The organism is Sedimentitalea sp. (assembly GCF_039973035.1).
Taxonomy (GTDB): Bacteria; Pseudomonadota; Alphaproteobacteria; order Rhodobacterales; family Rhodobacteraceae; genus Sedimentitalea.
Genome location: NZ_JBDWLR010000085.1, coordinates 13,856 through 33,163 on the forward strand (window position 1 = coordinate 13,856; position 19,308 = coordinate 33,163).

The following is a 19,308-nucleotide window of genomic DNA, read 5'->3' on the forward strand; positions in this document are numbered from 1 at the left end:
GGCGAAATATTATTGCGCGCACTGGCGGCGCTGATATAAGAATTGAAAATTCCGAGGGAGCAGATCATGGTTGCAACACGCCTCGATCCGATCGATCGCAAGATTTTGTCGGAGCTTCAGGCAGATGGGCGCATGACAAATGTAGAACTTGCCAAGCGGGTCGGTATATCGGCACCGCCCTGTTTGCGGCGTGTTCGGACACTGGAAGAATCGGGCCTGATCCAAGGCTACCATGCGGATGTGAATGCCCGCGATCTTGGCTTTGAGGTTCAGGTCTTTGCCATGGTCGGGCTGGACAGTCAGGCCGAGGCAGAGCTGAGCGCGTTTGAAGCGCTTTGCCGGGAGTGGCCGTTGGTTCGCGAATGTCACATGCTGAATGGCGAAGTAGATTTCATCCTGAAATGTGTTTCGCCCGATCTGAGCAGTTTCCAGAGCTTTTTGACGGGTGAGCTGCTGACAACACCCAACGTTGCCAGCGTAAAGACGTCGCTGGTGATCCGGGGCGCCAAGGATGAGCCTGGCGTTCCCTTTGACATTCTTGAAGAACGTTTAAGCCGCAGCGCCTAGCGTATTTTCAAGCCGTCAACGCGTCGTGGTCGCCATCGCCTGCGCGAGCATAGGCAAGATCGCCGAAATCGCAGAGCTGCGAAATATGCGGAAAGAGGTCGAGATAAACGTTGCGCATCGCGTGGCTGATGCTGCGCGCGGCATTTGCACCGGGGTGGTAGCTCTCGAATTCGAGCCCGGCAACCCGGATGACAGCGTGGCGCGGCAGGCAGATATGGAACAGTTCCACCGCTGTGGGTGGCGCGGTTTCGATCACGTTCATTCCGTCCTGAAACTCTTGCACTGGGGTTAGTGTTTGAAGACCGCCTGAAATTGCCCGCAGGTGGTCAGGTGTGTGCAGAAGACGGGCGGATGGTCCGGCAATGACGCAGGACATCGGTCGCTGCATGCCGAAACTGTCGGCCATGATCCGGGTCAGGCGCAGGTTGCGACCCTGTGGTCCGGGACGCCCGGGTACAAGCGTAGTGCTGCCTTTCCAGATCAAGGGCTGGCTAGGGCCGTCCTTGGTCAGGATTTGATCGCCGGGCAGCAAATCTTCGACACAAATGGTGCCGGTTTCGGTTTCGACCATCGAGCCACGGGAAAAGGCGCAGAAGGCGTCTTCAAAGATCGGCAGCGCCGGGGCGATGTGACGTGTTTCTGCAATGTCGCCGTTGGGCAGTAGCGCGCTGACTTCGTAGCGGCGCAGTTGCGGTTTTGGCTGCGCGCGCAATGCGGCGGGATCGATCAGGGCGGGGACATTGGTCTGGACGGCACGGTTCGCCGCGCGGCTCATCGGGATTGGGAGCGTCATGGATTCGTGGCCCTTCTTGCCGGTCAAATCTGCGTCGGCCCCCACCGACAACACAGACCGACACAGTTGTGCATTGGTCTGTAATGATCCAATTTTGCCCGGATATGGTTCAAATTGTCAACGAAAGTAGAGCACATTTAGTGAAATTAGACCAAATTACCCCCTACGGAGTGTACCGTTGCACGGTTCGGTCACATTCCCGATCCTTCGTGTCAATTCCTCGTTATCTCTGTGTCAGGAACCCGCCGCGAATATGTCAGCGCGATGGCGAAGGAGCAGGGCGTCGTAAACGAAACAAAGGAAAAGCAGAATCAGTTAGCGCAAACATGGCTGATTTTGATTCGCGAGATTGGATTTGGAAGGCCTCGCAGGTCCCGTTTTAAAGCCGGATAACCGAAATCAACCGGCCATAGTCAGCTTCCTTGCTGTGTACGCTGCGGCGATAGGAATAGAAGCGGTTCTGATCGGAATAGGTGCAGTGCCGGGTCCATTCGGCCTGATTAATGCCCGCACGCCGCAGCCGATGCAGGCCAAACCCCTGCAGATCAAATTGCAGCCGGTCGCCATTGCCGTTGGCAAAGAACCGGGCGTTCTCAGGGTCGTCTGCCATGAACTCATCCATGAACTCGGGGCCGACTTCATAGGCGCGCTGGCTGATCGAGGGGCCGATGACCGCCTTGGTCTCCTCGCGTTTCGCGCCAAGCGCCTCCATCGCATCAAGCGTGGCCTCAAGCACACCGTCGAGCGCTCCGCGCCAGCCGGCATGGGCGGCACCAATGACGCCAGCCTCGGTATCGGCAAAAAGAACGGGCTGACAGTCCGCAGTCAGAATGGACAGGGCAATCCCCGGCGTCGCAGTGACCATCGCATCGGCGCGGGGTTTGTCGTGCAATGGCGCGTTTACCTCGACCACATCTGGCGAGTGGATTTGGTTCACTGACACCAGCGAGTCTGGCGCAACACCAAGCGCATCGGCGACGCGGCCGCGGTTGATCGCAACCACATCTGCTTGATCGCTGGATCCAGTGCCGCAGTTCAATCCGGCAAACACGCCTGATGACGCACCGCCACGCCGGGTAAAGAACCCGTGTCGCAGGGGGGAAAGGCTGTCCGCTGTCAGGATTTCCAGTGTCATGGTTCCAGTCCAGGTGGCGGTGTGGCGGTTTTGGGATAGAGACCCAATGTCTTGAACAGGTTTCCCATTTCCGTGGGGTGCGTCAACCTGCGATGCGCTGTGATCAGATTTTCCTGTGCCTCTCCCGTTGCCACGCTGGCCAGCCTTTGCGCACGGGCGGTGATGCCGAGCCGTTCGAGAAAAACCCCCTGTGTGGTCAAACGACTATGGGCACATCCCGCCGCGTTGGCGACGGTTGCAAGTGCTTCAAAATCCACATGCGCGGTCAGGTCAGCGTCACCGGGGGTGCTCAGAATATCGGCGGCCTTATGGGCGCGAAGGGCTTGCAGCGTGTCGCCAAGCGAACGCCAGTCGCCATAGTCAATGATCAGGGCGGCACCGCCGTACGTGCCGATTCGCTGGGCCAGAGCAGTGATGACCGGCGTTGCGGCGGGGCAGATCTCGACCAGATCGCCGTCCTTTGTGTCATTCAGTCGATGGTCAAGCGCGGGATATGGGGCGGGGTCCGTCAGGCCGATCATCAGATCGCCATCCGGCGCTCCGACGCGGCGCTCACGCCAGTGTGGGCCTGCGCGGACGAATTGCCTGATCGGCAGTGCATCAAAGAACTCGTTCGCGATCAGAAAGAGCGGTTGATCGGGCAGCGCATCCATGTCCTCGTGCCAGCTCGGATCGTGGTTCGCCAGCGCCTTGCCCTGTAATTCACGCAGCGGCAGAGAGCGTTCGACAAACGCGATATGCGCGGCGGCGTGAAAACCCGGGACCGCGCGGGTGGCCCGCAGCAAGTCGGCCATGAGGGTGCCGCGACCGGGGCCAAGCTCGGCGAGGGTGAAGGGGGCAGGGCTACCCTGATCCATCCACGCTTGCGCCAGAGACAGGCCGATCAGCTCTCCGAACATCTGGCTGATCTCGGGCGCGGTGATGAAATCCCCCTTGGCACCCAGCGGATCGCGGGTGGCGTAATACCCCAGCGTTGGATGCAGCAGGCAGTCATTCATGTAGCTTGCGACGCTGATGGGTCCGTCGGCACGGATGCGGGAAAGGATCTGGTCCTTCAGGCTCATGCGGTTGGTGTTTGCCGGGCGCGGATGATCAGCCAGAGACCGAGCGCCATCATCGGCAGGCACAGCGTTTGTCCCATGGTCAGCCCATAGCCACCGACCTGCCAGGCAAGGCCCAGCGGATTGCCCGGAGACGCAAACTGTGCATCTGGCTGACGGGCGAATTCAACGATGAACCGGGCCAGACCATACCCGGCAAAGAATGTCCCCGCGACGAGGCCGGGCCGTTTCAGCGCGCCGCGACGGTAGACCAGCCAAAGGAGCAGCGCGCCGAGGATGAGACCCTCAAGCAGCGCCTCGTAGAGCTGCGAGGGGTGCCGCGCGCAAAGCCCTTCGATGCCGGGACAATCCTGTGCCGCAATGCCGGGAAAGATTACACCCCACGGCAGATCGGTGGGGCGGCCCCAGAGTTCAGCATTGATGAAATTTGCCAACCGCCCCAACAGCAGACCGGGCGGCACCACATGCGCCACGAGATCGGCGATGGCCAGTCGCGGGATGTTGTGGCGGACGGCATAGAGCCAAGTTGCGACAATCACGCCCAGCAGGCCGCCATGAAAGGCCATGCCGCCTTGCCAGACCTTTAGGATCTCGAGCGGGTTCTGCAGGTAATAGGCGGGCTGGTAGAACAGCACAAAGCCAAGCCGCCCGCCGAGGATGACGCCGAGAATGATCCATGTCAGCAGATCCTCGATCTGCGTCGGCGTCGCCGGTGCCTGATTGGCGGGCCACAGGGCCGGGCGGCGGACCGCCATCACGGCCAGCCGCCAGGCGATCAGGATGCCGACAATATAGGCCAGCGCATACCAGCGCAGGGCCAGTTCCATGCCAAAGATCGAGATCGAAAACAGTTCGGGAGAGAGGTTGGGGAATTGCATGGCGCCTTCTGACCGCGCGGGCGCGGCGAAGTCAACCTTGTCGCCGACGCTTTGCTTGCCCATATAGAGGGCAACCCGATACGGAGAAGACAGATGCAAACCCGCAACAAGATCCTGGACGACATTTCGCAACTGATGACCAACGCAATGGGCGTCGCACAAGGCGCAAAGGGCGAAGCTGAAACGGCGATGAAATCGCTGCTGGACCGGTGGCTGGCTGATCGCGACTTTGTGACCCGTGAAGAGTTTGATGCGGTTCGTGCGATGGCCCAAAAAGCGCGCGAAGAGAATGACGCGCTCGCGGCACGGATTGCCGCGCTTGAGGCAAAAGCCGGGGACTGACCCAAAGGCGGCGCTGCTGCGCCACTTTGAATTCTGGCATTTGTCGGACGCGACGCAGAACTCTGCCAACTTATGCGATCTGAGACCGTGATATAGTGCTACTGCCAATATTTTGGCCAGTTGCGCATTCTGTCCACAACTTATTGAGGCTCCCCCCAAAATAGGGGGTTGTCAGAGAAGCACATGCAGCGCACCATATATTGTATGAGATCGGGGGATCGCCCCGGCTTGTAGAGCAGTCAGCTAGCGCTAGGGGCGCTACACCGCCCCCGCTGCTAGAGATCAGTGAGGTGGCATTATGGCCCTTTCCGAACAGTATCTGGAAGACGACATTCACCCGATCGACATCGTCGAGCATATCGCGTCCGATCATGATTGGGATTTTGACCGTATTGGCGACGATCAGATCGCCATGGCCGTCGAGGGGCAATGGCGCACCTATTCCATCACCCTTGCCTGGTCTGCCTATGACGAAACCTTGCGCATGGTCTGTACGTTTGAACTGGAACCACCGGAAGAAAAGCTGCCGTCGCTTTACGAGTTGATCAACCGGATGAACGATCAGTGTTGGGCTGGCGCCTTTACCTACTGGAATGAACAGAAGCTGATGGTCTATCGCTATGGTCTGGTTCTGACCGGTGGGCAGATGGCATCGCCGGATCAGATTGATACGATGATCAGCTCCGCGGTCCTGAGTGCCGAGCGGTACTATCCTGCGGTACAGCTGATGATCTGGGGCGACCGCACACCGCGCGAAGCGATGCAAGTCGCCATTGCGGAGGCCTACGGCCGGGCGTAAACCTCTGCCCTGAACCGGTTGGGTAAGGGGCAATCATGGATATGAAAGATGTAGCGGACCGCGGGCTGGTCCTGCTGGGCTGTGGCAAGATGGGGTCGGCCATGCTGGCCGGCTGGCTGGATGGCGGGTTGCCTGCACGTTCGGTCTGGGTGCTCGATCCTTATCCGTCGGACTGGGTCAAAGCGCAGGGGGTGCATCTGAACACCGACCTCCCTGCGCAGCCCGCAATCATCCTGATCGCGGTCAAACCCCAAATGATGGGCGATGCGTTACCTGCCATCGCGGCCAAGGGCGGTGGTGGAACGTTGTTCGTTTCGGTGGCGGCCGGAACGACGATTGCGGCGTTTGAGGCGATACTCGGGGCGGCATCGCCTATCGTGCGCGCGATGCCGAACACGCCCGCTGCCGTCGGTCGCGGGATCACCGCCATGATTGGCAATGCCAGCACCAATGCGGGTGATGTTGATTTGGCCGAGGCGTTGCTGTCGGCGGTTGGGCAGACGGTGCGTCTCGAGAATGAAGCGCAGATCGATGCGGTCACCGGCGTCAGCGGTTCTGGCCCAGCTTACGTGTTTCACATGATCGAGACGATGGCGGCGGCAGGCGAGGCGCAGGGATTGCCCGCCGAAATGGCGATGAAGCTTGCCAAAGCCACGGTTGCGGGGGCAGGTGCCTTGGCAGAGGCGGCGGACGAAGATCCAAGCCAATTGCGTGTTAACGTGACAAGCCCGAATGGCACGACACAGGCGGCGCTGGAAGTTTTGATGAATGAGGAAAATGGCTTTCCCTCATTGCTAAAGCGGGCTGTCGCTGCGGCTGCGGACCGGTCGAGAGAATTGGCAAATGGCTGAAATTTCGTTTGATGATTTCCTGAAGGTGGATATTCGCGTCGGCAAGGTCCTGCGTGCTGAACCCTATCCCGAGGCCCGCAAACCGGCGATCAAGCTGTGGATTGATTTCGGTGGCGAGATTGGTGAGCGCAAGTCTTCTGCGCAGATCACCGCCCACTATCAGCCCGAGGTGCTGATCGGCAAACAGGTGATGGCGGTCGTCAATTTTCCGCCACGCCAAATCGGCCGGTTCATGTCCGAGGTACTGGTGCTGGGCTTGCCGGATGAGGCGGGCGAGATCGTCCTGATCGGGCCGGATGGCAAGGTTCCGGTTGGCGGAAAGGTGCACTGAAAATTGGCGTCGCGGCTACTTGGGCGCAACGTCGCCAACAGCCTCGCGCCAGTGGCGGCGACAGAGTGACACATAGGTTTCGTTGCCGCCGATCTGCACCTGCGCACCTTCGGTGATGATACGGCCCTCGGCATCCTGCCGGATGACCATCGTGGCCTTTCGCCCGCAGCGACAGATGGTCCGGACCTCGCGCATTTCATCCGCCAGCGCCAAAAGCGTCGCAGACCCCGGAAAAAGCTCGCCCCGAAAATCGACGCGCAAGCCATAACACAGCACAGGCACGTTCAAATCATCAACGACACGCGCCAGTTGCCAGACCTGTTCGTGGGTCAGAAACTGTGCCTCATCCACAAAGACGCAGGCGATTGTTCCTTGCTTTTGATGCACGCTGATCATGGCAAAGAGATCATCGGTGGGCGCAAAGATGTCGGCCTCTGCCCCGATGCCGATGCGCGATGCAATGCGCCCGGCGCCAGCGCGATCATCGACCCGTGCGGTCAACAGATAGGTGTCCATGCCGTGTTCGCGGTAGTTGTGCGACGCCTGCAGCAGCAGCGTCGATTTACCTGCGTTCATAGACGAGTAGTTGAAGAAAAGCTTGGCCATTGCCGCCGTCTACCGCGTTTTGCCGGGGCTTAGAAGCGGGGGAATGAGTGTTTTTCGCAATTTCAGATCGGATGGTTTTGCCGCAGCGCGTATACGGTCAGCAGGGAGGGACACTGACCGTATATCGCTGACAAAGACCGCGGACTTGATGCGGTCCGCGGTCAACTCTTTAAATAGTGCCTCTTGAGGCGCAAACTCGTACCGCTACCTCTTCTGCTGAGAGGTATGGAATATATATGACATCTGGATTAAGACCACGTTATGGGAAAACAGTTCTGTCTTTCCCCCTCAACGGAACAAGATGCGTACCAGTTCAGGGAACAATTGAATGAATGAGGCCGGCGGTTACCTGAAAAAGCACACGGAATCCCTGATCAAGGATGTCGGGATCGAAGCCGCATGCAAGATCACGGGGAAGTCCAAGGCCACGCTTGGTCGGTATTATTCAGAACATGACGAGCATTCGGATCGTTTCATTCCGGTGGACGCCGTTGCCAAGCTTGAGGCCGAGTCATCCTTTCCGCATGTGACCAGCGCCTTGGCAGATCTGAAAAAGATCACTCTGTCCTATGATGATCGTCACCCCAACATGCCCGAGAGCGGGGGCGTGAACCATGACGTGATCGCGTTAAGTCAGCGGTTTGCGATGCTGATGGCCGAGTATCAGCAGTCCATCGAAGATGGCGTCATCAGCATCAACGAGGCAAAGCGCTTGCTGCGTGAAACGCTGATGCTGCAACAGGTGCTGATCGATATGAAACTACACCTCGAAGAGGAACAGCGCGCCTAGACGTGGCGCTGCAGCAGGACCGACCCGACAGAATACCCGGCCCCGAACGAGCAGATCAGGCCATGCTCGCCATCCTGCAGATCATCTGAATACTTTGAGAAGGCGATGATCGAGCCCGCAGACGAGGTGTTTGCGTAATCCTGTAGGATATTGGGTTGCTCGCCCGGTTCAGGGGCGCGGCCCAGCACCTTGCGCCCGATGAAATCGTTCATCGACTTGTTGGCCTGATGCAGCCAAAGGCGTTTCAGATCGTTGGCCTGAACCCCATGCTCGGCAATGTGATTGGTGATATGTTCGCTGACCATCGGCACCACTTCCTTGAACACCTTGCGCCCGTTCTGCATGAACTGCATGTCGCGGCGGTCCTTGACGCCGTCCGGGCGCGAGCGGCGCAGAAAACCGTTGTTGTTGCGGATGTTGTTTGAAAATTCGGTGGCGCAGCGGGTTGATTTGATCTCGAAATACGCGCCGTTTGCGTCTTCGGCGCGTTCAATCAACGTGGCGGTGGCGACATCGCCAAAGATAAAGTGACAATCGCGGTCACGCCATTCCAGATGCGCTGAACAAATTTCTGGATTGACCACCAATGCCGACCGGATCGAACCAGCGCGAACCATGTCGGCGGCGGTCTGGATGCCAAATGTGGCGGAACTGCAGGCGACATTCATGTCGAAGGCAAAGCCCTGAACCCCGAGAAGCTTCTGGATCTCAACCGCGATGGCGGGATAGGCACGTTCCATGTTTGAGGCGGCGCAGATCACCAGATCGACGTCGCTGGCGGTGCGACCTGCAGCGGCGAGTGCCTTTTCGGCGGCATCTACGCCCATCTCGGCCATCAGCGAGGGTTCATCATCGCTGCGCTGGCGCAGCAGCGGATGCATGACGGTCGGGTCGAGAATGCCGGATTTGTCGATCACATACCGTTGCTCGATGCCTGATGCCTTAAAGATGAACTCTTCGCTGGAGTGATCCTTGGCGTCGATCGTGCCAGCGGCGATGGCTTTGGCGTTTTCGGCATTGAACAGGTCGGCATAGGCATTGAACGCCTTGACCAGTTCCGCGTTGGAGATGGTCTGCTCCGGAGTGAACAGGCCGGTTCCGGTGATTGCGGGTGTGTTTGTCACGTTGGCGTCCTTCTGGGTTCAGAAGAACTTAGCTATGCCGATGTGCCGGAGCAAGAGGTGCGACAAAATGGGGCCAGTTTGGGCGGCTGCGCTCAGCCTTTTTGGCCTATCCGGCTTTCGGTGCCTGCACGGATCCTGACGATGTTTTCGCGGTGCCGCCAGAACACAAGGATCGTGACCAGCCCGCCAAAGATCAACGTTGTGCCATAGCCGAGAAACACTGCGCACAGGGTCGACCCTGCGGCGGCAACCAACGCCCCCATAGAGGAAATGCGTGTTACAGCCGCCGCAGCGAGCCAGAGCGCGCAACAGGCCAGCCCGACCGGCCATGCCAATGCCAGCCAGATGCCAATGAATGTGGCAACCCCCTTGCCGCCGCGAAAGCCGAGCCAGACGGGATAGCAATGCCCCAGCATCGCGGCGAGTGCTGCGACTTGCACCGAGTCCTCTGGTGCAAAGGCACGGGCCAGCAGGACCGCGACGGCCCCCTTGCCGCCGTCGAGCAGCACAGTCAGGGCGGCTGCGGTCTTGTTCCCGGTGCGCAGAACATTGGTGGCACCGATGTTGCCCGAGCCGATATCCCGCAGATTGCCCAGACCCATGAGGCGCGCGAGGACCATGCCAAACGGGATCGAGCCAAGCCCGTAACCGACGAGCGCCCACAGGATCAACTGTGCGATTGAGGAATCAAGGACGGGCATCAGGCTCTCCGATAGACCGGGCTTCCGGCAACATAGGTTGCGAGGACCCTACCTTGCATCCGTTGCCCGTCAAACGGTGTGTTGCGGGATTTCGATTGCAGCGTCGCGCGGTCGAGTACAAAGGGCACATCGGGGTCAAACAGCACCAGATCGGCGGGCGCACCGGGAGCAAGCCGCCCGCAGTCAAGCCCAAGCCGCCGCGCGGGGTTCAGCGAAAGCGCCGCAAACAACGCTGGCAGGTCGAGATGATCCGCATGGTAAAGACGCATCGCAGCAGGCAGCAGAGTTTCAAGGGCAACTGCGCCGCTGGCAGCTTCTTCAAAGGGCAGGCGCTTGCTCTCTTCGTCTTGCGGGGTGTGCATCGAACTGATGATGTCGATCAGGCCGGTGCGAACCGCGTCGATCACGGCGAGGCGGTCATCCTCAGATCGCAGCGGCGGTTTGACCTTGAAGAAGGTCCGATAGTCCGCAACGTCAAGTTCATTCAGCGTCAGGTGGTGGATGCTGACCCCCGCGGTGATGTCCAGCCCGTTCTTGCGGGCGCGCTCCAGCGCGGGCAGAGCGCGGGCGGTGGTGATCTGATCCGCGTGATACCGCGCACCGGTCATCTCCAGCAGCGCAATGTCGCGATCCAGCCCCATCCGTTCGGCCATGGGCGACACCGCAGGCAATCCGCGCAGCGAGGCGAACTTTCCAGAGGTGACACAGGCCCCGGCGGAAAGTCCGGGCTCCTGTGGATGGGCAATGACCAATGCGCCAAGGCTGCGGGCATAGGTCAGTGCGCGCGAGAAAACCTTGGTGTTTTGCACGATGTGATCGCAATCGGTGAAGGCCACCGCGCCTGCATCCATGAGAAAGCCGATTTCGGTCATTTCACGGCCTTCACGCCCCTTGGTCAGCGCCGCCATCGGCAACACGTTGACCGGAGCCGCCTCGTTGGCGCGGCGGGTGACGAATTCGAGCGTTTCCGGGCTGTCGATGGTCGGCACGGTATCCGGCCGGGTGACCATGGTGGTGACACCGCCCGCCGCCGCCGCAAGCCCGGCAGAGCGATAGCTTTCCTTGTGCCGCTCTCCGGGTTCACAAACCTTGACGCCGATATCGACGATGCCCGGGGCGAGGCATTTGCCGCCGCAATCAATCGGTTCCGCGTCCTCAGGCACCGCGACTTCAGGTCCTGAGGCCACAATGCGGCCATCGCGAACGAGCAGGGCACCGAGACTATCGGTTCGGGCCTCGGGGTCGATGAGGCGTGCGTTTGTGTAGAGTTGGGCGGTCATCGGCGATGCCTTTCGATGGTCGCTATGGTGGCAGCGAGGTCAGCCTGGTATTTGATCAGGTGCTTGTCGCCACCTTTGGTGATGACCTGCACAAAAGAGGTCATGCTGCGCAGGGTTTCGATCTGATCGAGGGGGACGCGACGACCGCCGGGACCGATCAGGGTATCACCTGTGATTTCCCAAACCTCGGCAAGTTGTTCGGATGCAAGGAACCAGCCCCGCGCCGTGATCCCGGCGAGGCCGGCGATTGCGCCGGTCCAGACATGGGGGCTGCCCATCATCCACAGTATGAACATGGCCAGTGCCATCGCCACAGCGGCCAGAGTTATGTGGTTCTGAATGTAGGCCTGTCGGTCGGCGGTGAAGCGGATGGGCGTTTCGGTCATCGGATCACGAGGTAGATCACGAACACGACCAACAGCATGACCGCAAGAAAGATGCCGCCGCCGATTCGCCGGGCACCGGTGCGGGCGGCGCGTGGCGATTGCGGCGATCCGCTGCGGCGTTTGGCGCTTTCGGGGGTGGCTTCGGGCTGCGAGGTCCAGTTGGTGGGGGTGGCAGAGTAGGTGCCAAGCGGGACTAGCGTGGCGGCAGGTTTCAGAGTTGCGGCACGGCCGCCCAGGGCGCGGCTGTGCACGATCAGCACGTTGCCGGTGGTGTCGGCAAGGACGGGGTCGATCTGGTCGGCGGGGATGGCGTGGCCTTGATTCAGGTAGCCGGGCAGGCCGAGTTCATCCAGATCACTGACCGGAAAGATCTCGACATGGTCGATGTCCACCCCGGTGACGCCCAGCACATCGTCAAGCGCGCCGGGTTCGCGCAGGAATTTCACCTGTTCGGGCGGCATGTTCAGCGAAAACAAGCGCAGCACGCCGGTTTCGTTTTCGGGAAGGGTAAGGTTCATGCTGCATCCGTCCTTGCGCTGCGCAGGTTGCGGGCCAACAGTTCCATAGCGGCCATGCGGACGGCGACGCCCATCTCGACCTGATCCTGAATGACCGAGCGATTGATGTCATCCGCCAGTGTCCCGTCAATTTCGACACCGCGGTTCATCGGGCCGGGATGCATGACGATGGCGTCGGGTTTGGCCAGCGTAAGTTTGTCGGCATCAAGCCCGAAGCGATGATAATATTCCCGCTCGGACGGTATAAAACCGCCATCCATCCGTTCGCGTTGAAGCCTGAGCATCATAACCACATCGACATCGGCGAGGCCCTTTTCCATGTCGTCAAACACCTCGACGCCAAATGCGTCGATCTGCGCGGGCATCAGGGTCGGCGGACCGATCAGGCGGATGCGGTTTTCCATCTTGCCCAACAGTAGGATGTTGGATCGCGCCACGCGTGAATGTGCAATGTCGCCACAGATGGCGATCGACAGACGGTGCAGCCGCCCCTTGGCCCGTCGGATGGTCAGCGCATCCAAGAGCGCCTGTGTCGGGTGCTCGTGGCGACCGTCGCCCGCGTTAAGCACCGCGCAATTGACCTTTTGCGCCAATAGATCGACCGCACCGGATTGCGGGTGACGCACCACCAGCAGGTCGGGATGCATGGCGTTCAGCGTGAGTGCCGTATCAATCAGGGTTTCGCCTTTTTTGATCGAACTGGCCTGCATCGCCATGTTCATTACATCGGCCCCAAGCCGCTTGCCTGCAATCTCAAAGCTCGCCTGCGTGCGGGTCGAATTCTCAAAAAACATGTTGATCTGCGTCAGCCCGGCGAGAACGTCAGAGTGCTTTGCCGGGCCGCGGTTCAACGTCACGTAATCTTCGGCGAGATCAAGAATGGTGGTGATATCGAGCGGGCCGAGTTGTTCGATACCCAGCAGGTGGCGATGGTCAAAGGACATAGGCGCTCCGCATGTTGGCAGAAGCCTTATAGGTAGGAGGAGAGGCACGGGCAAGCGGCGGGGACGGGAGAATTCCCCGCCCAGTGCGTCAGGATGGCCCCGGAACTGGTTGCGGAAGGCAACGCGCGGTTATTTTGGGATTTCCACGGATGGCAGCACCGTCTAATCTTGCGACATGATTATTCAACGCCTGCTCTGCGCCGCCCTTTGCCTCATCCCTCTGTCAGCGGGTGCCGATGCCCCCGTGATCGAGAACGTGACCGTACGCGGTGGGGCAGGCGGGCTGACCTTTGATGTCACCCTGTCCCATCCGGATACCGGCTGGGAGCATTATGCCGACGGGTGGCGGGTGCTTGATATGGACGGGAACGAACTGGGGATGCGGGTATTGTATCATCCGCATGTCGAGGAACAGCCGTTCACCCGCTCGCTTGGTGGTGTCACGGTGCCGAGCGGGACCACACAAGTGCAGATACAGGCGAGGTGCCTCGTCGACGGATGGTCTGATCAAACCACCGTCGTGACGCTGCCGTAACCTGATTCGATTCGCGGTAGTTGAATCACGCCCTGTGATAGGGCCCGCCCGCCAGGATGTTGGCCGCGCGATAGAGTTGTTCGCTCAGCATCACGCGGACAAGCATGTGGGGCCAGACCATCGCGCCGAACGACAGGCTGAAATCGGTTTGAGCGCGCAACGACGGGTCCAGCCCATCCGCGCCGCCGATCAACAGCGCGAGGTCGCGGCAGCCATCGTCGCGCCACCCGGCCAGCCGTTTTGCAAAACTGGGCGATGACAGGGTTCGTCCGCGCTCGTCCATGGTGCAGATCAGGGACCCATCGGGCAGGGCGCGGCGCAGCAGGTCTGCCTCGCCGCTCATCCCGCCGCCTTTTCTTTCGTCAATCTCGATGATCTGTGCAGGGCCAAGGGCCAGCGCGCGACCGGTTCGATCAAACCGCGTCAGGTAATCGTCAATCAGTGTCTTTTCCGGTCCGGTCTTTAGTCGACCGACCGCACAAATCGTTATGCGCACAGCATCTTTCCAGCCGGGTTACCGGCAATCTGCATTCAGTTGGCGGTTGCCGTACCGCCCGAGGGCAGCCACATTTTTTCCAACTGATAGAAATCCCGCACTTCGGGACGGAAGATATGCACGATTACATCGCCGGTGTCGATCAGAACCCAGTCCCCGGTATCCTTGCCTTCGACCTTGCTGCTCCGGCCGAACTCTTGCTTGAGTCGGTCGGTCAGTTTTTCGGCCATGGACGACACCTGACGCGTCGAGCGTCCCGAGGCCACGACCATATAGTCGCCGATCTCGGTCTTGCCGCGCAGATCAATTTGCACAACGTCTTCCGCCTTGTCGTCGTCAAGTGATGTAAGGATACGCGCCAACAGCGCTTCGCTTGTTGGCTGGGTCTGGGCCGTCATGATTCCGGCCCGATCGTCAGCGGGAAAACCCGCTTCAGCATGGATTGACAGGACATTGTCCTCCTTCTGGCGCGCCGACAGACCCCCGACGCTGGGGCTGCATCTAAAATAGCAACCCGAGCGTCTCTTTTCAATTGGCAGCGGTGCAATGATCGGAAGGTGTCACCCGGTTGCGCCATCGCTGGTTATGACGTGCGCGGGCCCGTCGGCCTCGGGGTCGTTCAGCGTCCGGACCTCTCGTTGCGGGAATGGGATCGAGATGTTGTTTTCCTTGAAGATATCCCAGAGCGCCAGATAGACATTTCCCCGCACGTTGGTCAGCCCGGCGGTCGGATCCCCGATCCAGAACCGCAGGATGTAATCCACACTGCTGTCGCCAAACCCGACAATATGACACACCGGCGTGTTGGGCTGTACGAGAACACGCTTTACACCGGATGCGGCCTCGATCGCCAACGCCCGCACCTTGTGTGGATCATCGTCATAGGCCGTCCCGAAATAGATATCGAGGCGTACCAGCTGGTTGGAGTGAGTCCAGTTGACAACTTGATTGGCTATCAGGTCCTCGTTCGGGATCAGATATTCCAGCCCCTCCCGCGTCACCACCGATACATATCGCGCGCTGAGTGAATCGATCCAACCAAACGTATCCCCAAGCGAAATCACGTCGCCCGGTTTGATCGATTTATCCAGCAGGATGATCAGGCCGGACACTAGGTTTGACACCACCTTTTGCAGGCCGAACCCAAGGCCAACACCGATGATACCGTAAAGAAACGCCAACCCGGTCAGGTCAAATCCGATGGCCTGTGCCCCGATATAGATCGCGAGCCCATAGAGTAAAAGCTGTACGCCTTTGGTCGTCAGTTCCTGCATCGACGGGGAAATGTCCCGGTTTTTGCGGACATTTGCGGTGAACATGCGTGTCAACAGGCGGGCACCCGCAAGCAAAATTCCCAGAATGACCAGGGCCGAGATGACCGAAAGCGCCGAGACCCGCGTTTCGCCAAATTCGATGGCGAGCCGGTCGAGAAAGGCGGTAATTTCGTCAAGCGCGTTCAGGAAGTAGAGCGTCGCGTAGATCCAGAGAAACCATCGCAGGATGTTCCGGAGTGACCGGTTGCGGACCAGTTGGGCGGCCAGCCCGATAGAGAGCCAGACCGTTGAAAGGGTCGCAGCCAGCCCGATCAGATAACTGCGCGAGGGCCATGTGACATGTTGCATCACGATGTAAACCAGCCCGGCAAGCAGCGAGAACCACACCAGGAGCATCCGGCGGCGCACCTGCACGAGCAGGCGAAGTCGCCATTTCGGCCATCCCTCGCGTGCACGTGCCCAATTTTGCAGCTTGGGCTCGGTCAGGGCTTTGAAAAGCCATGCAAGCGCAATGAGACCGAGAATGATCAGAATTTGGTAGAGGCGCCAACCGGGCATGAGGAACCAGACGGCGGTCTCGCGGGCCTGCCCGAAATAGAGCAGTATAGTCTGGATGAGGGTATTGGTGACTTCGGTAACCGGGTCCATGCCGCTCCTCTTTAGGCACAGGCTTGCATGACACAAACAAACGCGCAAGCGTGTCTGCACAGGCAAGGCCGGTGGCTGCCCATGCGACATTGGCGATCCGCATGATCAACCTTGAATGAATCTAATTGCGCCTGTATCTGATCGGCATGATTTCTTCTGTAACGCCAAGACTTGACCTTCAGGACCGGCTTCGCCTGCGCGAGCGGTTCTTTGGCGCAACCCGCACGGTGCTGGCGCGGCTATAGTCCGCGCGCATTTTCTCACGCTGTTCAATTTCCAAGAAACGGGAGAGGACCCATGTCCCCCAAAACGCTCTATGACAAGATCTGGGATGCCCATGTCGCCCACGAGGCCGAAGATGGCACCACCCTTCTCTATATCGACCGCCACCTCGTTCACGAGGTGACAAGCCCGCAAGCCTTTGAAGGGCTGCGGATGACCAACCGCACCGTACGCGCGCCGGACAAGACCATCGCTGTACCGGATCACAACGTCCCCACGACGCTGGATCGTGAACAGGGCATCGACAACGAAGAAAGCCGTATTCAGGTCGAGGCGCTCGACAAGAACTCCAGGGATTTTGACATCCACTATTATCCGGTCAGCGATGTGCGTCAGGGGATCGTGCATATCGTCGGTCCTGAACAGGGGTGGACGCTGCCGGGAATGACTGTGGTGTGCGGTGACAGCCATACGGCGACCCACGGCGCGTTTGGCGCGCTGGCGCACGGGATCGGCACGTCCGAAGTGGAGCATGTTCTTGCGACGCAGACGCTGATTCAAAAGAAATCCAAGAACATGAAGGTGGAAATCACCGGCAAGCTGCGCCCTGGCGTCACCGCAAAGGACATCACCCTGTCCGTCATCGGTGAAACCGGCACAGCGGGCGGCACCGGCTATGTCATCGAGTATTGTGGTGAAGCGATCCGCGATCTTTCGATGGAAGGCCGCATGACCGTCTGTAACATGGCAATCGAAGGCGGCGCCCGTGCGGGACTGATCGCACCGGATGAAAAGACGTTTGAATACTGCAAGGGCCGCCCCCACGCGCCCAAGGCTGCGCAGTGGGAATCGGCGATGGCATGGTGGAAAACCTTATATTCCGATGACGACGCGCATTGGGACAAGGTCATCACCATCAAAGGCGAAGATATCGCGCCAGTCGTCACATGGGGCACCAGCCCCGAGGACGTCCTGCCGATCACCGCGACAGTGCCCAGCCCGACCGATTTCAAGGGCGGCAAGGTCGAGGCAGCGCAACGCTCTCTTGACTATATGGGTCTGACACCCGGTATGCCGCTGAGCGAGATCGAAATTGATACAGTGTTCATCGGATCCTGCACCAACGGGCGGATCGAAGATCTTCGCGCTGCCGCAGAGATTCTGCGCGGCAAAAAGATCAAGGACGGGTTGCGGGCGATGGTCGTGCCGGGATCCGGTCTTGTCCGGGCGCAGGCCGAGGAAGAGGGGCTTGCCGATGTTTTCAAGGACGCCGGCTTTGAATGGCGCCTTGCGGGCTGTTCCATGTGTCTCGCCATGAACCCGGATCAGTTGGCCCCCGGCGAACGCTGTGCGGCAACCAGCAACCGCAACTTTGAAGGCCGGCAGGGGCGCGGCGGACGCACGCATCTGCTGAGCCCGGCAATGGCCGCCGCAGCGGCGATAACGGGACACCTGACAGACATAAGAGAGTTGATGTAACGTCGGCGCATACAACCTATGAAGGAATACTGATATGAAGACTTGGGTAAAGTGGCTCATCCTCGGAATCGTCTCGATCGCTTTTGGCCTCTTTGTGCTCGCCAATCCGGTAGCAGCGTCGATCAGCGTTACGGTGCTGGCGGGGATCATGTTCATGCTGACTGGCGGCATTCAATTGTTTGCCGGGTTTGGCGAAGAGGGCGCTTGGGGCAAGTTTGTCGGCATTGGGCTTGGTGTCTTGATGCTGCTGTTGGGCCTGTCGCTGATCTGGCATCCGCTGGAAGGTGTGATTTCGTTGACGCTGTTGGTTGCAATCCTGTTTGCCGCCAGTGGGGTCGCCCGTGTGATCACGTCGTTCCAGATGCGCGAGACGCCATTCTTCTGGCCGATGCTGCTGTCGGGCGCGCTGTCGGTGCTGCTGGCAGGCTATATTTTCGCCAACTTCGCGGCGGTCGCACCCAGCCTGCTGGGCCTTCTGCTTGGGATCGAACTGCTGTTCAACGGTGCGGGTTTGATCGCGCTTGCGTTCTTTTTGCGCACCGCAAAGGGCGCCATCAAAGACAAGCTTCAGGCGAAATTCGACAAGTAGAACCAACCGGGGTGACATGCGTTTCGCCCTACGGAGACGAATATGGATAAGTTCACGACAATCACGGGGATCGCGGCACCGATGCCGATGATCAATATCGATACGGATATGATCATCCCCAAGCAATTTCTCAAAACGATCAAGCGATCGGGTTTGGGCGTCAATCTGTTTGACGAGATGCGGTATGACGACGACGGCAACGAACTGCCTGACTTTGTGCTGAACAAACCACAGTATCGCGACGCCGAAGTTCTGGTTGCTGGCGACAATTTCGGCTGTGGCAGTTCTCGGGAACACGCGCCATGGGCGATCAAGGATTTCGGGATCCGCTGCGTGATCGCGCCCGGCTTTGCCGACATCTTTTTCAACAACTGCTTCAAGAACGGGATTCTGCCAATTGCCCTGCCGCAAGAGGTCGTCGACGTTCTGATGAAGGACGCGGAAAAGGGTGCAAATGCACGGATGACCATTGATCTTGAGGCGCAGACTGTCACCACGTCGGATGGCGAGAGCTTTGCGTTCGAGGTCGACTCGTTTAAGAAACACTGCCTGCTTGAGGGTTTGGACGACATCGGCCTGACGATGGAAAAGGTATCGTCGATTGATACTTACGAATCCCGGAACGCGATGGAGCGTCCCTGGGTCTGATCCAAGCTGATCAACGTCACGTAACTTTACGGGCCGCGCACTCTGCGTGGCCCGATTACGTTCAGGGCCCGGCGTCCGCGTGCACACGCATAGATTGTGATTGCTGTTGGGTCAAATTGATGCAAACCGGCACCAGTTCGCCGCTGTTTTCGCCCCATTGCACAGTTCATTGCGACATAGGCTTGAGCGATTGTCCCCTCTTGCGCAGTAATGACGCGAGGGGCGCCGTGCCACCCGCAAGTTTTGCGGTTCAAGTTGGTAATGCGGCACGGGCGAGTATCGCTGTCGGTCCAGTTTGAAGGGAAAGAGCC

At 59.5% G+C, this 19,308-nt stretch carries 25 protein-coding genes; 11 read left to right on the forward strand and 14 right to left on the reverse strand.

Going from position 1 to position 19,308, the window contains the following annotated elements; all coding sequences use genetic code 11:
* Positions 1 to 66: 66 nt before the first annotated feature.
* A complete protein-coding gene (locus tag ABJO75_RS20640; protein WP_348133619.1) occupies positions 67 to 567 on the forward strand; it encodes an Lrp/AsnC family transcriptional regulator in 501 nt (166 codons plus the stop codon).
* Between the two features lie 7 nt (positions 568 to 574).
* On the opposite strand, the gene ABJO75_RS20645 is transcribed toward ABJO75_RS20640, so the two are convergent.
* From ABJO75_RS20645 to lgt, 4 genes are all read right to left on the reverse strand, one after another.
* Positions 575 to 1,360, reverse strand: coding sequence for a Hint domain-containing protein (locus tag ABJO75_RS20645; RefSeq protein ID WP_348133622.1), 786 nt, complete (start codon positions 1,358 to 1,360; stop codon positions 575 to 577).
* 379 nt (positions 1,361 to 1,739) lie between these two features.
* Positions 1,740 to 2,495 carry a peptidoglycan editing factor PgeF gene (gene pgeF / locus ABJO75_RS20650; protein WP_348133625.1) on the reverse strand — a complete coding sequence of 252 codons (756 nt, stop codon included), beginning with the start codon at positions 2,493 to 2,495 and terminating at the stop codon, positions 1,740 to 1,742.
* Entirely contained in the window at positions 2,492 to 3,559 is a 1,068-nt protein-coding gene (locus ABJO75_RS20655; protein WP_348133628.1) for an SAM-dependent methyltransferase, read from the reverse strand. Before ABJO75_RS20655 ends, pgeF begins: the two co-directional genes overlap by 4 nt.
* Complete coding sequence (lgt, locus tag ABJO75_RS20660) at positions 3,556 to 4,434, reverse strand: prolipoprotein diacylglyceryl transferase (protein ID WP_348133630.1); 879 nt, start codon at positions 4,432 to 4,434, stop codon at positions 3,556 to 3,558. Before lgt ends, ABJO75_RS20655 begins: the two co-directional genes overlap by 4 nt.
* A gap of 93 nt (positions 4,435 to 4,527) precedes the next feature.
* Here lgt and ABJO75_RS20665 point away from each other — a divergent pair, with 93 nt between their 5' ends.
* The 4 genes from ABJO75_RS20665 to ABJO75_RS20680 all read left to right on the forward strand — a co-directional run bounded on the left by ABJO75_RS20665 (position 4,528) and on the right by ABJO75_RS20680 (position 6,757).
* Entirely contained in the window at positions 4,528 to 4,776 is a 249-nt protein-coding gene (locus ABJO75_RS20665; protein WP_348133633.1) for an accessory factor UbiK family protein, read from the forward strand.
* Positions 4,777 to 5,074: 298 nt separating this feature from the next.
* A complete protein-coding gene (locus tag ABJO75_RS20670) occupies positions 5,075 to 5,575 on the forward strand; it encodes a YbjN domain-containing protein (protein WP_348133636.1) in 501 nt (166 codons plus the stop codon).
* 35 nt (positions 5,576 to 5,610) lie between these two features.
* Complete coding sequence (gene proC, locus ABJO75_RS20675; RefSeq protein ID WP_348133639.1) at positions 5,611 to 6,426, forward strand: pyrroline-5-carboxylate reductase; 816 nt, start codon at positions 5,611 to 5,613, stop codon at positions 6,424 to 6,426.
* The gene (locus tag ABJO75_RS20680; RefSeq protein ID WP_348133641.1) at positions 6,419 to 6,757 is read left to right on the forward strand and encodes a tRNA-binding protein; all 339 of its coding nucleotides are present in this window, start codon (positions 6,419 to 6,421) and stop codon (positions 6,755 to 6,757) included. Before proC ends, ABJO75_RS20680 begins: the two co-directional genes overlap by 8 nt.
* Positions 6,758 to 6,772: 15 nt before the next feature.
* On the opposite strand, the gene ABJO75_RS20685 is transcribed toward ABJO75_RS20680, so the two are convergent.
* Entirely contained in the window at positions 6,773 to 7,363 is a 591-nt protein-coding gene (locus ABJO75_RS20685) for a thymidine kinase (RefSeq protein WP_348133644.1), read from the reverse strand.
* Between the two features lie 328 nt (positions 7,364 to 7,691).
* On the opposite strand from ABJO75_RS20685, the gene ABJO75_RS20690 reads away from it, so the two are divergent.
* Positions 7,692 to 8,153 (forward strand): hypothetical protein, encoded by a 462-nt coding sequence (locus tag ABJO75_RS20690; RefSeq protein WP_348133647.1) that lies wholly within the window; start codon positions 7,692 to 7,694, stop codon positions 8,151 to 8,153.
* Here ABJO75_RS20690 and ABJO75_RS20695 read toward each other — a convergent pair.
* From ABJO75_RS20695 to ABJO75_RS20720, 6 genes are all read right to left on the reverse strand, one after another.
* Positions 8,150 to 9,277: a beta-ketoacyl-ACP synthase III gene (locus ABJO75_RS20695; RefSeq protein WP_348133649.1), complete on the reverse strand. Its 1,128-nt coding sequence runs from the start codon at positions 9,275 to 9,277 to the stop codon at positions 8,150 to 8,152. The genes ABJO75_RS20690 and ABJO75_RS20695 overlap by 4 nt on opposite strands.
* Before the next feature lie 92 nt (positions 9,278 to 9,369).
* Positions 9,370 to 9,978, reverse strand: coding sequence for a glycerol-3-phosphate 1-O-acyltransferase PlsY (gene plsY, locus ABJO75_RS20700; protein ID WP_348133652.1), 609 nt, complete (start codon positions 9,976 to 9,978; stop codon positions 9,370 to 9,372).
* Positions 9,978 to 11,258, reverse strand: coding sequence for a dihydroorotase (pyrC, locus tag ABJO75_RS20705; protein WP_348133655.1), 1,281 nt, complete (start codon positions 11,256 to 11,258; stop codon positions 9,978 to 9,980). The genes plsY and pyrC overlap by 1 nt, the downstream gene beginning before the upstream one ends.
* Positions 11,255 to 11,644: a hypothetical protein gene (locus ABJO75_RS20710; RefSeq protein WP_348133658.1), complete on the reverse strand. Its 390-nt coding sequence runs from the start codon at positions 11,642 to 11,644 to the stop codon at positions 11,255 to 11,257. The genes pyrC and ABJO75_RS20710 overlap by 4 nt, the downstream gene beginning before the upstream one ends.
* Positions 11,641 to 12,162 (reverse strand): hypothetical protein, encoded by a 522-nt coding sequence (locus tag ABJO75_RS20715; RefSeq protein WP_348133660.1) that lies wholly within the window; start codon positions 12,160 to 12,162, stop codon positions 11,641 to 11,643. Before ABJO75_RS20715 ends, ABJO75_RS20710 begins: the two co-directional genes overlap by 4 nt.
* A complete protein-coding gene (locus ABJO75_RS20720) occupies positions 12,159 to 13,106 on the reverse strand; it encodes an aspartate carbamoyltransferase catalytic subunit (RefSeq protein WP_348133663.1) in 948 nt (315 codons plus the stop codon). The genes ABJO75_RS20715 and ABJO75_RS20720 overlap by 4 nt, the downstream gene beginning before the upstream one ends.
* Positions 13,107 to 13,281: 175 nt before the next feature.
* Between ABJO75_RS20720 and ABJO75_RS20725 the strand changes: the two genes are divergently transcribed.
* Positions 13,282 to 13,641: a hypothetical protein gene (locus ABJO75_RS20725; RefSeq protein ID WP_348133666.1), complete on the forward strand. Its 360-nt coding sequence runs from the start codon at positions 13,282 to 13,284 to the stop codon at positions 13,639 to 13,641.
* 25 nt (positions 13,642 to 13,666) lie between these two features.
* Here ABJO75_RS20725 and rlmH read toward each other — a convergent pair whose 3' ends face one another.
* The 3 genes from rlmH to ABJO75_RS20740 form a co-directional block, all read right to left on the reverse strand.
* The gene (gene rlmH, locus ABJO75_RS20730) at positions 13,667 to 14,137 is read right to left on the reverse strand and encodes a 23S rRNA (pseudouridine(1915)-N(3))-methyltransferase RlmH (RefSeq protein WP_348133669.1); all 471 of its coding nucleotides are present in this window, start codon (positions 14,135 to 14,137) and stop codon (positions 13,667 to 13,669) included.
* Between the two features lie 35 nt (positions 14,138 to 14,172).
* Complete coding sequence (gene rsfS, locus ABJO75_RS20735) at positions 14,173 to 14,535, reverse strand: ribosome silencing factor (protein ID WP_348133671.1); 363 nt, start codon at positions 14,533 to 14,535, stop codon at positions 14,173 to 14,175.
* A gap of 162 nt (positions 14,536 to 14,697) precedes the next feature.
* Positions 14,698 to 15,969, reverse strand: coding sequence for a mechanosensitive ion channel domain-containing protein (locus ABJO75_RS20740; RefSeq protein WP_348133978.1), 1,272 nt, complete (start codon positions 15,967 to 15,969; stop codon positions 14,698 to 14,700).
* A 215-nt stretch (positions 15,970 to 16,184) separates the two neighbouring features.
* Between ABJO75_RS20740 and ABJO75_RS20745 the strand changes: the two genes are divergently transcribed.
* Genes ABJO75_RS20745 through leuD form a run of 4 tightly spaced genes read left to right on the forward strand, consistent with a single transcriptional unit; the run spans position 16,185 to position 18,997 of the window.
* Positions 16,185 to 16,304, forward strand: a complete 120-nt coding sequence (locus ABJO75_RS20745) for an isopropylmalate isomerase (protein WP_348133674.1) — start codon at positions 16,185 to 16,187, stop codon at positions 16,302 to 16,304.
* Between the two features lie 52 nt (positions 16,305 to 16,356).
* Entirely contained in the window at positions 16,357 to 17,760 is a 1,404-nt protein-coding gene (gene leuC / locus ABJO75_RS20750; protein WP_348133676.1) for a 3-isopropylmalate dehydratase large subunit, read from the forward strand.
* A gap of 34 nt (positions 17,761 to 17,794) precedes the next feature.
* Positions 17,795 to 18,349, forward strand: coding sequence for a DUF308 domain-containing protein (locus ABJO75_RS20755; RefSeq protein ID WP_348133679.1), 555 nt, complete (start codon positions 17,795 to 17,797; stop codon positions 18,347 to 18,349).
* A 42-nt stretch (positions 18,350 to 18,391) separates the two neighbouring features.
* Positions 18,392 to 18,997: a 3-isopropylmalate dehydratase small subunit gene (leuD, locus tag ABJO75_RS20760; RefSeq protein ID WP_348133682.1), complete on the forward strand. Its 606-nt coding sequence runs from the start codon at positions 18,392 to 18,394 to the stop codon at positions 18,995 to 18,997.
* The last annotated feature ends 311 nt before the right edge of the window (positions 18,998 to 19,308 follow it).

What these genes read in the sequence shown, in the direction of transcription:
- ABJO75_RS20640 (WP_348133619.1), top strand. Translation starts at nt 67, where the DNA reads ATGGTTGCAACACGCCTCGATCCGATCGATCGCAAGATTTTGTCGGAG.
- ABJO75_RS20645 (WP_348133622.1), bottom strand. Translation starts at nt 1,360, where the DNA reads ATGACGCTCCCAATCCCGATGAGCCGCGCGGCGAACCGTGCCGTCCAG.
- pgeF (WP_348133625.1), bottom strand. Translation starts at nt 2,495, where the DNA reads ATGACACTGGAAATCCTGACAGCGGACAGCCTTTCCCCCCTGCGACAC.
- ABJO75_RS20655 (WP_348133628.1), bottom strand. Translation starts at nt 3,559, where the DNA reads ATGAGCCTGAAGGACCAGATCCTTTCCCGCATCCGTGCCGACGGACCC.
- lgt (WP_348133630.1), bottom strand. Translation starts at nt 4,434, where the DNA reads ATGCAATTCCCCAACCTCTCTCCCGAACTGTTTTCGATCTCGATCTTT.
- ABJO75_RS20665 (WP_348133633.1), top strand. Translation starts at nt 4,528, where the DNA reads ATGCAAACCCGCAACAAGATCCTGGACGACATTTCGCAACTGATGACC.
- ABJO75_RS20670 (WP_348133636.1), top strand. Translation starts at nt 5,075, where the DNA reads ATGGCCCTTTCCGAACAGTATCTGGAAGACGACATTCACCCGATCGAC.
- proC (WP_348133639.1), top strand. Translation starts at nt 5,611, where the DNA reads ATGGATATGAAAGATGTAGCGGACCGCGGGCTGGTCCTGCTGGGCTGT.
- ABJO75_RS20680 (WP_348133641.1), top strand. Translation starts at nt 6,419, where the DNA reads ATGGCTGAAATTTCGTTTGATGATTTCCTGAAGGTGGATATTCGCGTC.
- ABJO75_RS20685 (WP_348133644.1), bottom strand. Translation starts at nt 7,363, where the DNA reads ATGGCCAAGCTTTTCTTCAACTACTCGTCTATGAACGCAGGTAAATCG.
- ABJO75_RS20690 (WP_348133647.1), top strand. Translation starts at nt 7,692, where the DNA reads ATGAATGAGGCCGGCGGTTACCTGAAAAAGCACACGGAATCCCTGATC.
- plsY (WP_348133652.1), bottom strand. Translation starts at nt 9,978, where the DNA reads ATGCCCGTCCTTGATTCCTCAATCGCACAGTTGATCCTGTGGGCGCTC.
- pyrC (WP_348133655.1), bottom strand. Translation starts at nt 11,258, where the DNA reads ATGACCGCCCAACTCTACACAAACGCACGCCTCATCGACCCCGAGGCC.
- ABJO75_RS20710 (WP_348133658.1), bottom strand. Translation starts at nt 11,644, where the DNA reads ATGACCGAAACGCCCATCCGCTTCACCGCCGACCGACAGGCCTACATT.
- ABJO75_RS20715 (WP_348133660.1), bottom strand. Translation starts at nt 12,162, where the DNA reads ATGAACCTTACCCTTCCCGAAAACGAAACCGGCGTGCTGCGCTTGTTT.
- ABJO75_RS20720 (WP_348133663.1), bottom strand. Translation starts at nt 13,106, where the DNA reads ATGTCCTTTGACCATCGCCACCTGCTGGGTATCGAACAACTCGGCCCG.
- ABJO75_RS20725 (WP_348133666.1), top strand. Translation starts at nt 13,282, where the DNA reads ATGATTATTCAACGCCTGCTCTGCGCCGCCCTTTGCCTCATCCCTCTG.
- rsfS (WP_348133671.1), bottom strand. Translation starts at nt 14,535, where the DNA reads ATGACGGCCCAGACCCAGCCAACAAGCGAAGCGCTGTTGGCGCGTATC.
- ABJO75_RS20740 (WP_348133978.1), bottom strand. Translation starts at nt 15,969, where the DNA reads ATGCCCGGTTGGCGCCTCTACCAAATTCTGATCATTCTCGGTCTCATT.
- leuC (WP_348133676.1), top strand. Translation starts at nt 16,357, where the DNA reads ATGTCCCCCAAAACGCTCTATGACAAGATCTGGGATGCCCATGTCGCC.
- ABJO75_RS20755 (WP_348133679.1), top strand. Translation starts at nt 17,795, where the DNA reads ATGAAGACTTGGGTAAAGTGGCTCATCCTCGGAATCGTCTCGATCGCT.
- leuD (WP_348133682.1), top strand. Translation starts at nt 18,392, where the DNA reads ATGGATAAGTTCACGACAATCACGGGGATCGCGGCACCGATGCCGATG.